Genomic DNA, 16,262 nt, shown 5'->3' with positions numbered 1-16,262 from the left:
AAGAATTAATTCAGTGTGTATCCCCCTGATAAACCACAGTTAAGCGCAAGGGATGTTTCAGCAGTCGTTGATGGTGTCGAAACATATAATCCATAATAAATAGGGTCAGTATCATATTCCACTATCATACTGTCATAACCGGGTATGCTAATGTTTTTGGAGAATGTGTATCCGGGCTGAGTTGTTGATATGTCATTGACATAAGCACCGCATGTCACTTCAGTATTACTCCCAGTCGCCATAACCACATTAGGAGAAATGGTAAATTTCAAAGTCTTGCTTTTGGCTGTTGGCAACCAATTAACACAGTTAACGGATAAGTTAATTGCACCAATATTCTCTGACCGACGCGATGCATTACTATTATATAAATAGATATGTTCGCCACTTAAGATATTTTCAATACTGGTCGCCCCCTCAGCTTTGGCTTCGCAAGCAACATCTAAATTTTGTTGAACAAGATCGAGGGTACTGGTGGTATAGCTATCTGGAGTCGGCGTGCTACAAGAGGTACTGCTGTTGCAAATACTCCCCACGCCGTAGGTACTTACCCGAAACTTTCCTGAACTGCCGGCCAATGAAGTAATATTGGCGCGAGAAATTGAAATATGTTGATCAACAGCGACGCCATGTGCAATCGCCACTTTAACCGCATCGTAATGGGTGGCAGCATCCATTAATTCATCGTCGTAAGAACCATTACCGCGAAGATCCACATCATATGTTTGAATATCCGGAGCTAGTAATCCACCACTTGAGTTCACCATACTAAATCTATATCGCAAAACACAGGAATTAAGTGAGACCGTATTAGATGCCCTTTTACATCTATTGACATGGGTCATATGAGAATTTTTGTCACCCGCTGTCGGCGGGTTATTTGTCCCATCCCAATAAGTATGTATTAAGTCGAAAGAAAGCTCACTCAAACTGGTTTGAGGGTTTTTAACTTCATAATGTGCCAATAGCGTATTTGGCAACACTAAAAACAGTGACGAAAATAAAAATAATTTTAATAATTTCATAATAAATATCCACGCGAAAGTGACTGCAAAGCAGGTGTTAATTCAAGGGCTGGTACCCTGAGTTTGAAATTTTTGCGTGATAATAAGAGAGTATTAAAGGTGATTTTTAATACTCTCTATATCATCGTTACTCTATTTCCCTACCGGCTTAGATTTCCAAGGTAAATTTGACACTGAATGCCACCGGCAAAAACGTCACAACATCAGAATCGGTGGTGCTATTGATTGTTGCCGTTACTTTGCTGTCCCCTGGATTAACACTGATTAATGTCATGATGACCTCGCCATCGGCCCCTGTTATTCCGCTAGTTGCCACCATCGCGTTATTTGTTGCGCTGAAACTGACTGACTGATTCGGGATCGCGTTACCAAAAGCATCCGTAACTTTAGCTTTGACACTATTTTGCGCGGTGCCGTCCGCGGGCATATTGCCAGTGACCGCCTCAATAGTGACGATTGCCGTGCTGACATCAGGAATAAAGGTTGAATCAACGCTCAGACTTTGGTTATTAACCGCCGCTGTCACCTGGGTGATACCTGATTTTATATTAGTGAATGTCAATGTGACCGAGCCATTTGCATCAGTGGTGCCACTGGCAGCAATCACCGCATTATTATTTGCGCTGAAGTTCACCAACATGTTGGGCACGCGATTGCCCAAAGCATCCGTCACCACAGCTTTAACACTGTTCGTGGCGACGCCATTCGCCACCGCGCCATCATCCTCAATGCTGAACGCCCCGCGAATAATAGTTGCCGTACTTTCATCAGCAATGAAAGTCGCCTCTACACTTTGACTGTTACCGTTGACGGTGGCGGTTACCCTGATTACGCCCGCCGTGGTGTTAGTCAGTGGCAAGATCACCACACCTTGGTTATCCGTTGTCCCACTGGCTGCAATCACCGTATTGTTATTGGCACTGAATGTGACAACTTGATTCGGTACCCCATTACCGGTGGCATCCGTGACCATGGCTTTCACCTCATTCTGTGCCACCCCATTGGCAATCGCATTATCATGAGTGAGGGTAAGCGCACCACTGAGGATAGTGGCCGTCGTGCTGTCAGGAATAAAGGTGACATCCACACTTTGGCTGTTTCCATTGACCGTGGCCGTAACATGAGTGACACCCGCGCGAACGTTAGTCAGTGGCAAGGTCACCACCCCCAGATTATCCGTCGTCGCACTGGCTGCAATCAGCGCATTGTTATTGGCACTGAATGTCACCAACTGATTGGGTACTTTATTCCCAGCGGCGTCAGTGATAACCGCTTTCACCTCATTCTGTGCCGTACCATTCGCTAGCGCATTGTCTCGTGTGACGGTCAGTGCACCACTGAGAAGTGTCGCCGTGCCGCTGTCGGCAATAAAGGTGACATCCACACTTTGGCTGTTGCCGTTAACCGTGGCCGTGACTTGAGTGACACCCGCCGTGCTGTTAGTCAGTGGCAAGGTCACCACACCATCACTATCGGTTGTTCCACTGGCGGCAATAATCGCATTGTTATTCGCGCTGAATGTCACCAACTGATTCGGCACCACATTACCAGTGGCATCCGTGACAATAGCTTTTACCTCATTCTGCGCCACACCATTCGCCAGCGCATTATTACGCGTAACAGTGAGTGCGCCACTGATAATAACCGCCGTACTGCTGTCCGGAATAAAGGTGACATCCACACTTTGGCTGTTCCCATTGACCGTGGCCGTGACTTGAGTGACACCCGCCGTGCTGTTAGTCAGTGGCAAGGTCACCACACCATCACTATCGGTTGTTCCACTGGCGGCAATAATCGCATTGTTATTCGCGCTGAATGTCACCAGCTGATTCGGCACTTTATTCCCCGTCGCATCAGTGACAACCGCTTTTACCTCATTCTGCGCCACACCATTCGCCAGCGCATTATTACGCGTAGCAGTGAGTGCGCCACTGATAATAACCGCCGTACTGCTGTCCGGAATAAAGGTGACATCCACACTTTGGCTGTTCCCATTGACCGTGGCCGTGACTTGAGTGACACCCGCCGTGCTGTTAGTCAGTGGCAAGGTCACCACACCGCCACTATCAGTTGTTCCACTGGCGGCAATAATCGCATTGTTATTCGCGCTGAATGTCACCAGTTGATTCGGCACTTTATTCCCCGTCGCATCAGTGACAACCGCTTTCACCTCATTTTGCGCCGTGCCATTGGCAATCGCATTATCACGGGTGATGGTCAGTGCGCCGCTGAGGAGTGTTGCCGTGCCGCTGTCTGCCGTAAAGGACACATCCACATTCCGACTATTATTGTTGACAGTCGCCGTGACATGAGTGGTCCCCGTGGTCGTGTTGGTTAGTGGCAAGGTCACCACACCATCACTATTGGTTGTCCCACTGCCCGCAATCACAGCATTGTTATCAGCTAAGAATGTTACCACCTGATTGGGCACCTTATTACCGTAGGCATCCGTGACAATGGCTTTTACTTCATTCTTCGCCGTACCATTAGCAATCGCATTATTACGCGTGACAGTCAGTGCGCCACTGATAATAACCGCCGTACTGCTGTCCGCGATAAAGGTGACATCCACACTTTGGCTGTTGCTGTTAACTGTCGCCGTTACGCGCGCCCCTCCCGCAGTCGCATTGGTTAGTGACAACGTCACAGAACCATCTGCTCCGGTCGTCCCACTGGCGGCAATGATTGCATTGTTATTAGCACTAAATGTCACCACCTGATTGGGCACCACGTTTCCAGTGGCATCCGTGACAATAGCTTTCACTTCATCCTGCGCTGTGCCATTGGCCAGTGCATTATCGCGGATGATGGTCAGTGCACCGCTGAGGAGGGTTGCTGTCGTGCTGTCCGCGATAAAGGTGATATCCACACTCTGGCTGTTACCGTTAACTGTCGCCGTGACATGAGTGACACTTGCCTTGGTGTTGGTTAGTGACACCGTCACAGATCCATCGCCCCCCGTTGTGCCATTGCCGACTATAGTGGCGTTATTATCGGCACTAAATGTCACCGCCTGATTCGGCACCACATTACCGGTGGCATCAGTCACGATAGCTTTTATTGCATTGGTCGCCACACCATTGGCAATGGCATTGTCATGAGTGACGGTCAGTGCGCCACTGAGGATGGTCGCCGTCCCGCTATCAGGAATAAAGGTCAGGTTAACTTTCTGGCTGCTCCCATTGATCGTGGCAATAACTTGAGTCACACCCGCTTTGGTATTGACCACCGGCATGGTCACTACGCCATCTGCATCGGTCGAGCCATTGGCCGCAATCACTGCACTGTTATTGGCACTGAACGTCACCACCTGATTAGGTACCCGGTTGCCAGTAGCATCAGTCACGATAGCTTGTACCGTATTGGCGGCTAAACCATTAGCCAGCGCATTATCATTAGTTACCGTGAGGGCTCCGCGCAAAATGGTCGCGGTGCTTGAGTCTGGATTAAAGTTCACCTCCACACTCTGGCTAACGCCATTAGTCGTCGCGGTCACACGCGTCACACCCGCCGTAATATTAGTTAGCGATTGTGTCACCGCCCCGTCTGCACCTGTCGTCCCACTAGCGGAAATACTTGCACCATTGTTGCTGACAAAGTTAACCACTTGGTTAGGAATCGGATTACCACGAGCATCAGTGACTACCGCTTTGACACTGTTACGATCACGGCCATTAGCAAGTGCATTATCAATAAGTATCGTCAGCGCCCCGTCAGCAATGGTTGCTGTGGCGCTATCAGGGACAAAGTTAACCAGCACACTTTGGCTGACGCCGTTTAGCGTTGCGGTAACATTGGTTACTCCCGTGGATTCATTAGTTAATGTCACAGTGAGTGAGCCATCAGTGCCGGTCATGCCACTGGAAAGTGAAAGCGTGGCGTTGTTATCAGCACTGAAACTAACGCGGTAGTTTGGTACAGCATTGCCATTGGCATCTTTCACCATAGCCTTAACACTGTTGGTCGCTACGCCGTTTGCCAAAGCATTATTGTGTAAGACCACCAGATCCTCGCTAAGGAGGGTCGCGGTACTTTCATCCGCGATAAAAGCAACTGGGGCCTGCGCCCTGTTGCCATTATCCAACACCGCATGAACCTGCCCGCCACCAGCCAAGATGCTCTTAACTGAAACCGTCGCCCTTCCCTGACTATCAGTGGTCGCACTCGATGAGACCACATCACCCAGAGTGGAGTTGAATGCCACATTCATGCCAGCCATAGGTGTATTAGAACCATTGGCGGTATCCAGCACAGAGGCTCGATAAGTCACTAACGCCGCACCATCAGCCGTGGCCGTGGCACTTGAACCCACGACACTCAGTGCTATCTGATGCGGTGATTCCTGGACAATAATCTGAGTGGTGGCGGTGTTCGATTTATTACCGCGAATATCATAGGCAACAGCGCTAACTTGATAGCTATTGATGTTTTGCAGATGTTGATAGGCAGGAAGTCTAACGGCGGCTGATTCGGTGGTCAGTGCGGCTAAGGCTCCCCAGCAGTAATCAGAACCGGCGCGCTCCATTCAACCCGATCAGTGCCATATTTTGATGACACTGCCCCTGTCAGAGTGACATTTTCCAGCGCATGAGCTGAAATTGTGGCGGGCAGAGTTAAATTGATCAGGTCTTGTTTCTGATACTGCATAACAATATTGTAGTTACGATCGACCAAATCATAGCGGCTGCCCGCAAGGCTGCGCATCAAGCCGACAGCATCTTTATTAATTTGATCAATCCACGGCACACCGAAGCGGTAGTTAAAGTTCAAACCGAGCTGAAGCTCATTTGAGGTGTTCTGACCGTTCTTGTGGGCAACATCGACTGTTATCAATGGAATTGGTGTGTAATTCGCCCCTATCGTTAGCGCTGACGGCGAATCACCTAAGTCATTTGGGCTGGTAGTTCCGCCGTTTAGCGCAACGCCTTTACCAAAGTATTTTTCATACATTAATGAGCCACCCAACTGAGGGTATGCTGGCAAATATGCCAAGGCCCGGACATCAAAACCATTCGCTGGCCGTTCGTTATAATCTTCCATATTCGACAGCACTGACTGGTGCCAATCTGTCAACCGGAAATAGCCATTGGCGGAGAACTTAAGATTATCAGTCCAAATCTCAGCCCCTGCCCCTAAACGACTATTTTTACCCGTCAGATCATAATCATAAAAACTGTTAACCCCGAACATCCAGTTATCAGTAAATTGGCGTACGCCAAGGCCCGCATTATTTGTCGTCCGGTCGCCGTTATAACGGACTCCTAGCTGACCAAATAACAGGTTGTTTTGCGATTCAACCAGCGGCAGTAAAATATCTGCATTGGCCGTTCCTGTAGAATTGAGCTGAACCCTGGCATGGCCAAATTGGTTAAGCCAATCGGAGGCCGCCTGTGAAGCTAAACCGGAAGATACGCCTCTCACCGCGCTTTCTGCGGCTTTGGTAGAATTCTCACTGCCCATTACGCCCCAAATTTGGGTAGCAGTATTGGCAACATTATCTTCAGTAAAATTAAATTTATTGGCAGAAGAAATATCTGATGTCTGATTTTCAGATCCCAAATCGGGTAGCGTTTTACTCGGCTGTAACAGAGGTGGCTCTTCTTGCGCGATGAAAGGATTCGAGGGTTTAAATTTGTCAGGAACTGCTGAGTTATCAATATGACCTTTAGGCTGCTCAGAATATATTGGTGCTGGCGCTGTTGTGGATTCAACCAATATCTCGGCTGATCGCATCTTCATCATTATTTCATCTAGCTCATCGGCGCGCACCGATAATGATATTAGTGGAGTAAATGCCATGGATATAGGCAGCAGTAATTGCATTAATAATGTATTAATGGCAACTGCTCGCATGAGTAATTTATTTGAGTGGAAACCGTTCATAGTGAATTCAAAGTTCCGATTTTGAATGGCGATATCCGTTACCGCAGAGATATAAGCCGTTTTATTATTGACAGACATACGAGAGTTCATCATTAATTAATTTAATGATGTCATTCAGTATCTCGCCCAATAAACTCAGTTTATTAATGGTGCGATAAAATAACTAACGATAAGAAATGAGCAATTTAGCGAACTAAACTGCCCTAATCCCAGTGATTGTATTGGTGGCATATCATCATAAAATATTCACCCGACTAAAAAGTGAAGAACATAATGATATAAAACCTAAACCACGAGTTTACACACGGAGTTATTATAATAATTACATATAGTCACACTACAGTATTTTAGTGAATAACTGATTAGATCCGTGAGAGATAGTTTACTTTGCTTTGGACTTCGTTGAACGCAGTGTTTCTAACTCTGGCACACACCATTTTAAGTTTTGAGTCTAATTCAAGAGAAATGAGCTGTTTAGGATCATTATCTAAAATATTTCTATTTTGTTCTAAGAATGCATACATGTCATTGATTTTGTCAAACTGGCCTCTAAATACACCGAATTCATTCGCATTCAGCTTTTTGACCATAGAGAAATTATTGACACATTGATCATTGGTGCTTTTTTTAATAATGGCTGCGGTCTGTTGCTCGGAATCAACCTTTGCTTTCGTGCTGCACCCTCCCAATACCGCACTTGCCATCAATATTACTATTGCCACTGATTTCATAAAATACCCTCATTAATCCTTTATAAGTACTCAACCTTCTATTGAATATGCACTCTCTTATACTGACATCATTGTTGCATAGCGATTTCAGCTGTATTTTTCAATAGAATGCAATCCAACGCTTGTAGCAGGACACACTGTACATCGCGATCTTTTATGCTGTCAAATGGTGATAAGTCAGATCTATACACTATTTAAAGCAAATAGAATAGATGTAAATTCTGCTGGAGGGACTTAAAATGGCGGGATAGATCGTATTCTTATGAATTGATAGTTTTATATTTCAACTTATTTATATAACTCAGCGGAACAACCTAATTAAATTGAAAGCAAAAAAAATTTAAAATTAATTAGAATTATTGACATAGTGCAAAAAAAAAACGAAAGTAATTACCATCTACCATAATAAATAAAAACATTTCATCAGCAAATCAACAACAAAAAATAACAAGGCTATATTTTTACTAGAATATAGTTATTAAAATACCAAAGATTAAGAATTATCTTGGTTAATAATAATTAATCCTATATGGGGAAATAATCATTCTTTATAAGAACAAATCTATTTTATTTTAGAATTAATAAATTTCTTAATGTTTGATTTATTGCTTTAACCCCTAGTTTATTATATATATTCCTTCTGTGAGCACTGGCTGTTTTATTCTTCATCTCAAGCACTCTTGATATGTCACTATTACTCAACCCTGACAATATACATTCAAAAACTTCATTCTCTCTCTTCGTTAACTGGTTCTTTATTTTCTTCGTCAAATCTAACTGATCAAATTTCTTTGGGGGTTTACGCGAAGAGAGCAGTTTAACAATCAAACTCTCTATTCTATCAATAGAAGCTGTTTTGCATAGGATGCCATCAGAAACAACAGACAAACAAATGAAATCTTCTGTCTTTTCGTCTTTACGACAAAATACCATAATAAAAGCAAGAGGATTCAACTCTCTGACTTTGCCAATAGTGTTAAATATTTTAATGGCAGGAATATTATCAACATCAAGAACGACAATATCTCGGGTATTTGATTGGCTATATATATTTTCGTTATCAACAGAGTAATATAGCTCTACACCAATGTCCTGCCCTCTATCTATAACGCGTTTTATTCCTTTAACAATAATCTCTAAGGATAGTTTTGTTAAACCGCAGTCACTAACCACAATAACTCTCATGACGTTGTATCATTCCTTGTCTATTATTTTTTATTTATTCAGAACGGGATTTCATTGGGATTGTAGTATATAAATAACGGTGCCGAAGCACCGTTATTTATCAGGACAAACAATCGATTAGAAGTTGTATTTAATCCCTAACATCACAGCAGTATCACTGTAGCCTTTATCACCCAATTGCTGGCCTACGTTACCCCAAACATTCAGTTGCTTGTTCAGTTGCCCCTCAACACCCAGTTTCAACTCACCGATATTTTTCGTACCGGCCTGCTTCACATCAACCGAGTTCATGTTGGTACCGAAGTCTTTGGTATTGTGGATCCAGTTGGCTTCTACAAACGGCTGGAATTCACGATCTTTGTCATTGTCGATAGCATGGTGCCCTTTCATATAAGAACGCACACCCAGACGCGTCTGGATATTACCGTCGCCTTGGCCGCTCACCTGTGTACCATTGGCTTCACGATGCTCGTCAGCTTTCACACCCATCCAGGTTATCTGCGCTTTTGGCTGGATAAAGTAGGTTTCGTTCTTAGACTTATTTTCACCTATCTTGAAGGTGTAGCCGCTCTCGACCGACGCGGTTATCCCTTTAGATTTGTACTCTTCAGTCGCCAGACCTTCGCCCTTCACAGTATTGTTGAACCAGCTGTACTGCGCCCAACCATCGACATACAACCCAGACTTATCTTCGTCATTGGCATACCAAGTGCTATAGACACCGGCAGTGTAGCCATCAACGGAACCATCAGAGTGGTAGCCGGATTGCGAGCGAGTATTGCTTTTGCTGTTACCGTAACCGGCCATCACACCTAAATGTAAACGGTTCAGGTCATTGTTGCTCCACTGGGCGATATCGCCACCCAATTGCATCACATAACGGTTGCTTTGGGTTTTCAGTTGACCGCTGGTATCACGCGAACGGTTATGCCCACCTTCGTTGCGCAACCACATGCTCGTCACTTTCTGCTCACCAGTCAGGGCATCAATATATTGAGTTTCCCCTAAACGATCATGCAGACGGGTCACAAACATATTGTTAGCAGCAGCCAAGTTTGCTGTGTAACTACCCGCTTCAGGACGTTTAACTTCTTCCTCTGGGCCGACCGGGTTTTCTGGATCAACTGGGATTTCAGGATCAACCGGCAAGTTGCTCAAGCTGGTCAGATACCAGTTAGCCACATTTTTGCCCACGCCGCGTTTCAGACTGTAATCATATGCGCCAGCCACAATACGGCCACTTTGCACGAAATCACCCTCTGACAGGCCATTAACCTGAATCAGTTCAATACCGTTCAGCGTCTTAGCCCCTGAACCGCCCGCATTATCCACACTAACTTTGGTGGTTCCGCTGGTGCTGCCGTTGACTATCATGCTGTCCGTGGCGGAGTCATCATCACCTAACGCGGTGTTGAAATGCAGCAAGCCGTTGTTACCCACATAGTTACCATTTACCACCAATTGATTGCCAGTGGTGCCGGTTCCATTACTGGTTTTGTTGCCGATAAAGACAATACCGCTGTTGGTTAAATCCGTCCCTACAGTGAACACATTACTGGCAGGTGCCAGACGGCTCAATATTGACGTCACTGGTGCAGTTGGGTTGCCAACAAACAAGGAACCTTTGTTATCAATCGCGCCCGCTACACCACCAAAACCGCCCATGAAAGCACCGCTGGCAATATTCACCTGCTGGCTCGCCAGTGTCATTGGGTTGGCATTGCTGCCCAGCATAATCCCGCCAGCGTTAATATCTGTTTGGCCGGTATAAGCTGCTGATGAGGTTAACGAAACTGTGCCAGCGCCATTTTTGGTCAAGCTACCGGTGCCGTTAACGTTGTTAGCCAGTGCCCAATCGGTGGCTGAGTTCAAGACCAGCGAACCATTATTGGTGACGGATGCGCTGCCCAGGTTTGCCGCCTGAGAAACCGCTAACTGGCTGCCACTGTTGATGTCAAACAGGCCGCTGAACAGACTGTTATCGCCGCTGGCGGTAATGTCGCTGTTATCCTGCAACACTACGCGACCGGCATCGCTGATAGCATTCACCAGCTGACCGGCTGCACCTTTCAGTGTCAACAGACCGGCGTTGACAATATTGCCATCCCCCAGACCTGCCGCATTATTGAGCACCGCTTCTGCACCGTTAGTAATGGTAGTGACCGCACTCAAACCACTGTTGGCACCATTAACGGTCAACACATTGGCAGCAATCGTCAACGCGCCACTGCCCGTCAGTTCGCCGTTAGAAATGCCGCCTTGACTCAACGTCAGGTTGCCACCATTAAGGTTCAATAATGAGCCTGCGGTGCCATTCAACTCGCCCACAGTTTGGCTGTGACCGTTCATATCAAAGGCGGTAGTGGCGGCCAAAGATAACAGTGAGGTATTACCCAGCACATTATCATTCAGCATCTGCAAGGTACCGCTGCGCACCTCGGTAGATCCGGTGTAATCATTTAACAGATTAGACAGTGTCACGGTATCGCCCGCGCCAGTATCAATCGCTAAATCACCGCTCCCCGTAATTTTGGCGCTCAAATCGGCGGCCGGGCCGGTTTTATTGGTGGCGTACAGTGACAGCGCATCAGCACCACTGCCCAACAACTCAACCTGAGTCAGACCGTAACCCACATACAAACCATCGTTATTTACGCCACTGGTCAGGCGATAGTCGTAAGTGCCTTTGGCGACCGTCGTGCCGTTCTGTGCAATATCTGCCGTGGTGGCATCGGTAATAATATTGCCATACTGGTCTTTCAACACCAGATTGCCACCATTACCTTGTACCGCAACATCACTCACCGCCAGTTGCAATAGGGTATTAGCATCATCCTGCTCCAGAATTGGCAGCACAGGATTCACCGGAGTTTGGCTATTATCGATGCTGTCGATATTCACTTCCACGGTCCCGGTACCCAGCAGATTCATCTCGGTGGTGGTATGAATGGTGCTTTTCGCTACCGTTTCACCTGGGGTGCCGGTGTCAAATTTCGCCGTCCCGCCGTCAAAGATTAATCCGCCGATAGTCTGAACGCCATCACCGACCGTGGTGATGCTGTCAGCACCCAATTTCAGGGTCGCGTTCACCAGTGCGGTGGTGTTGCTCGCTGCCAGATCAAAAGTCGAGTGGCCTAATGCCAGTACACCGTTAAAGGCATTCTGGGCCGCGTTAGCAGTAAAGTTAAACGCGTTACCCGCCGTATTGACCGCAACAGTGCCGAGGCCATTGAGTTTGCTATTAAAATTCACTGCATTCAGATTGTTAACCTGCAACAAGCTGCCGTCACCCAAGTTAAAACCAGTGTTGACGTTGTCATCTTTCGCATTACCCAGCGCCAGCAGGACATTTTCCAGTGTCAGCGTGGAGTCATTGATCAGGTCGATGTAATCCATATTCTGAATAGCATCAGCATCTTTCAGCGTATACACCGAGCTATCAAAGGTCACAGTGTCTGTGCCGGTTCCGCCGTTCAGTGAACTGAATACGCCAGTATCTGTTGCTGTCAGCCCTTTAAGAATAAAGGAATCATCGCCGCTACCCGTGGTGAAGTCAGTCCCTTTACTGCCCTGCATCAGGGTCACGGTATTGTTACCCGCCAACAGATTGACCTGACCGATAATGCTGCCGCCGGTCTCATTGGTGAAGGCCACGCCGCTGCCGGTGTTGGTTAACACAGCTTGCTGCGCCGCACTGTTAGCATGGATGCTGCCGCTATTGACGAAGCTAGTAACATTGCCATTGTTGATATCAACCACTGGGCTAGTCAGTGACTGGGATGTCAGTTTGCCGGACTGCTCAACACGGCCAGTCGTGCCTTTAACAATCAAGGCCGCGCCGCCAGCAGCATTGTTCACATTGACACTGGCACCGGTTTTCAAATTTTGACTGGAGTTGGTAACAATCCCTTTACCCGCCGCCGAATTAACATTAATCACCAAGCCAGCCGAATTAGACATATCCAGCGCGTTAGTCGTTATGGTATCGCCGGTGTTGGCGAACAAAATACCGGTGCCGCTGCCATTGACATTAATCACGCCAGAGTTGGTCGCCGCCATCGAGGCTCCGGTACGCACACCTGCGCCATTACCCACAGTCAGAGTGGTATTCTTTAATTGGATACCCGCGATTTCTGCTTTATTTTCAATCGCGTTGCCGGTTCCCCCCGCCGTCATAGTGATGGTTGCGCCGTCAACTGTCAGAGCGGTAGCGCCGGTATCAAGCAATACGCCATGAGCCGTGCCGCCTGCGTTGGTTACACCATTACCAGACAGTGTCAAACTTGATCCGGAACCTAACAGGAAGGCAGCGGTACCATCAGTTGCGGTCACTGTGCCCGAGTTATTCACTGTTGAGTTAGTGCCCTGAATATTCACCGCAGTGCCATTCACAGAGATGATATTTTGGTTGGTCAGTATCCCGCCATTCACCAATACACCGGTGCTGCCCGCCTGGGTAAAATCAATGGAACCTTTATGAATAAGCTCGCCGCCATTACGGGCGATATAGCCATAAGCACCAGAAGCGGTGTTACCCGTGGTTAATACCGCCGAACTGGTCAGAATAGAAGTACCGGTAGCACCGGTCGCGATACCGTCCAGCCCGTAATATTTACCATCAACGATACCGGCCGTCGCCCCGTTACCACTCAGTTCTAAGGTTGCATCTGCTGTGATGGTACCTGTGGCGCCACCCTCAACTTTTACGCCAGTAGAACCCTCACCCGAAAGCACCATATCTAGCGCACCGGAGTTAAACGTACTGCCAGCACCGGTGACCTGAATAAGGGATGAGTTTTTGCCGGTGGCATTCATGGTTGAAGCCGTGGTCCCGGCAAAGCTGGCACCTTTATCAACGCGATATAAAGTCGAACCTTCGGTTGAAACAGTTTCGGCACCCACGGCGGTGTTATTGACACTAGCACCGGCACCGTAAATCAGGTATCCGACTTGTTTGGTGCCAGAAACGAACTTAACCTGACCATTACCGGTGACATTAATGGTGCCTTTATCTTCGGCAACCACCCCGATAGCCCCGTTGCCAGTAAGATTAACCTGGCCGGAAAGATTAGCCACAGCGCCCGTTCCCATCGCCTGAATGCCGTAGTTCGCTAGATTGGTGGCAGCATCAAGCCCTTTATTGACATTAATGTTACCGGCATTGGTCGCGGTACTGTTGGTCAGCACTTTCATACCAACGGTATTGATACCATTGATAATGATATTGCCATTATTGACAACATTGTTGGCACCTGAACTAGCGGAAATACCAATATTCTGCGCTGCGTTTTGTCCTGGTGTTGCCCCGGCACCATTCAACTCAATGGTGCCGTTCTGATTAACGGCGGTTCTGACCCCTTGTGCGATAATTGCGGTGGAGTTCTCAGTTTTGCTGCCAATGACAATTTTACCGCTCGCATTATTGATAAAAGTGGCGATATTGCTCAAATTGACGGTGTCTTGCACTAATTTAACCGCATAAGACTCTGTTTTTATTGCCAGATCAGTAACCACATCAGTGAGCGAGCGCTGGGCTTGGCGGCCAATATAGACAGTGCCATTATTGGTAAAAGTAGAGCCTTTTTGAACACTCACCCCTTCGTTCAGATACCCTGCTGCAGGAGAGTTATCGACAGTTGCAGCAATGTTAATAGCCCCGTTATTGATGAAAGTCGATGTGCCATCAATAATCGCGGCACGGGTATAAACACTGGTGCCACGTGAAGCCGTGTTAATGACGCCATTGTTAGTAACTGAAGAGCTGCCATTCGCCAAAATCGCGGTATGACTCCCACTGGCGACATTCAGTGGCAATGTGGCGGTCGGTGTCGATTTGAAATCCAGCATGTCAGGGTTAGTCCCGGCATCCAGCACCCCAGTGGCCTCATTAATGACGTTACTGTCAGTAGCGAAAATAATATTGCTACCGCGAACACTGCCAGCGGCCGAACCTAATATGCCGGCATTATTCAATGTCGCACCATCGTTCAAACGCACCACGGAAATATCCGTACCCAAAGCCTGAATATTGGCATCAGCAGTAATATTCACAATAGCGTGTTGGCCATCTCCGTGAATAAAAGCAACGCGACCAGAATCAATGATGTGATTGATGGCGTCGTTAGCATCAATACCCATATCAAGATAAATAGGGGTGACTTTCGGTGAAGTGCCGGTACCGGTAAAATAGGCACGCGCCAGCTCGGCCTGATAGCCTTTGCTGTCTAAGACAATCGCGCCACTCTTAATACCTGCAATCAAAGCATTATTGTAATTTTGGAAATCAGCAAAATTTTGAACATTCTGCGCACCTAAATAAGGGCTGGTGAAGGTGCCGGTAAAGTCATCAAGCACCGCATTAGCCACTGAGGTGCTGCTATCACGAATGTTATTACTGTTACTTCCTAAGTTGACCACGGTCTTAGCGTTATAATTTAAAACTGTATTCTGGGCAGATGTCGTCGAGTCAACATAGAATCCTGAAGAGGTTGTTGCCTCCGGTTGACTTTTCAAACCGCCTTTAAGAATAGCGCTAAAGTAGTTGGTGCTCTCATTAACCCAACCCGCAGCGGTGCTACCCACATTCACTGTCAGGTCACTGCTATCTTGTACATGAAATAAGTTACGGTTCACATACTGACCATTCTCACCGACCGCATAAGAAACCGGCACCACAAAATCAGCCAATGGCTTAATTGACATCGCCGTGCTGCTATACACATTAATAGTAATTAATGCGCCGGTTCCTTTCGGATCAAGGAAAGTTTCAGTAACCATATCCCCTAAATTGAAAATATTTTTACTGATCAGATTCTCTGCACCATAGAGGAAATTCCCCGGGGGAATATCACCCAGTTTGCTATTTTTAAAACCACTGTCACCTCGGGCAATGTTGCTAAAGCTCCCCGATAAGGTATTGCCTGGGCCGGTGAAGCTCTGTTCAAATGCAACATCAGGTGCAAATACCGGAACATTAATGTTTGCGGCAAAGGCAGAACTTGCCCCTAAGGTGAACATTAAAGTGATTGCAACCTGGCTCAAACGAGAAGGTGCTGTTAAGGCTAAAGTCGTATCAACATTACCTGAGCAAGAGGACTTAGCTTTCTTTACTGATTTAGAAAACTCAGATGCAACATCGTAACGGCCTAAAGCACTATTCCAAATGACTTTAAATACTCGATTCATAAAACTCTCAATTCTCTCTAGATATTATGGGTTATAAATAACGAGCAACATTCTTACTTAACCAAGAAGTAATTAAGTTGGTGAACTTCCACTGGTGTATACCTTAAAGTCTGATATTGCATCATTAATAACAATGATAAACGTACGAGGTTATGTAGATATATAGGAGGTGGAGACCACATTCGTAGGAACAATCCTACAATTATTAAAAATATTAAATATTATTTATAAATATCAGATAATTAAACAAAAA

The 16,262-nt window shown here is 46.6% G+C and carries 6 protein-coding genes; all 6 read right to left on the bottom strand.

Annotated features, from left to right (window positions below):
• Positions 1 to 5 precede the first annotated feature (5 nt).
• On the bottom strand, positions 6 to 1,025 hold the full coding sequence (locus OP863_RS09650; protein WP_145591810.1) for a heme utilization protein: 1,020 nt from the start codon (positions 1,023 to 1,025) through the stop codon (positions 6 to 8).
• Between the two features lie 148 nt (positions 1,026 to 1,173).
• Positions 1,174 to 5,550: a beta strand repeat-containing protein gene (locus tag OP863_RS09645; RefSeq protein WP_265526180.1), complete on the bottom strand. Its 4,377-nt coding sequence runs from the start codon at positions 5,548 to 5,550 to the stop codon at positions 1,174 to 1,176.
• A complete protein-coding gene (locus OP863_RS09640; protein WP_265526178.1) occupies positions 5,511 to 6,986 on the bottom strand; it encodes an inverse autotransporter beta domain-containing protein in 1,476 nt (491 codons plus the stop codon). Before OP863_RS09640 ends, OP863_RS09645 begins: the two co-directional genes overlap by 40 nt.
• Positions 6,987 to 7,270: 284 nt before the next feature.
• Positions 7,271 to 7,639, bottom strand: coding sequence for a hypothetical protein (locus OP863_RS09635; protein WP_004390870.1), 369 nt, complete (start codon positions 7,637 to 7,639; stop codon positions 7,271 to 7,273).
• A 567-nt stretch (positions 7,640 to 8,206) separates the two neighbouring features.
• Complete coding sequence (locus tag OP863_RS09630; RefSeq protein ID WP_265526177.1) at positions 8,207 to 8,824, bottom strand: helix-turn-helix transcriptional regulator; 618 nt, start codon at positions 8,822 to 8,824, stop codon at positions 8,207 to 8,209.
• Positions 8,825 to 8,941: 117 nt separating this feature from the next.
• A complete protein-coding gene (locus OP863_RS09625) occupies positions 8,942 to 16,009 on the bottom strand; it encodes an autotransporter outer membrane beta-barrel domain-containing protein (RefSeq protein WP_265526175.1) in 7,068 nt (2,355 codons plus the stop codon).
• Between the last annotated feature and the right edge of the window lie 253 nt (positions 16,010 to 16,262).

Origin of the sequence: Yersinia sp. SCPM-O-B-9106 (C-191), from assembly GCF_026183365.1 — a bacterium.
Classification (GTDB): domain Bacteria; phylum Pseudomonadota; class Gammaproteobacteria; order Enterobacterales; family Enterobacteriaceae; genus Yersinia; species Yersinia rochesterensis.
This window is presented reverse-complemented; position numbering and strand designations above follow the sequence as displayed.

Bases quoted from the DNA above. Each gene is read 5' to 3' on its own strand.
- OP863_RS09650 (WP_145591810.1), bottom strand. From the start codon at position 1,025: ATGAAATTATTAAAATTATTTTTATTTTCGTCACTGTTTTTAGTGTTG.
- OP863_RS09645 (WP_265526180.1), bottom strand. From the start codon at position 5,550: ATGGAGCGCGCCGGTTCTGATTACTGCTGGGGAGCCTTAGCCGCACTG.
- OP863_RS09640 (WP_265526178.1), bottom strand. From the start codon at position 6,986: ATGTCTGTCAATAATAAAACGGCTTATATCTCTGCGGTAACGGATATC.
- OP863_RS09635 (WP_004390870.1), bottom strand. From the start codon at position 7,639: ATGAAATCAGTGGCAATAGTAATATTGATGGCAAGTGCGGTATTGGGA.
- OP863_RS09630 (WP_265526177.1), bottom strand. From the start codon at position 8,824: ATGAGAGTTATTGTGGTTAGTGACTGCGGTTTAACAAAACTATCCTTA.
- OP863_RS09625 (WP_265526175.1), bottom strand. From the start codon at position 16,009: ATGAATCGAGTATTTAAAGTCATTTGGAATAGTGCTTTAGGCCGTTAC.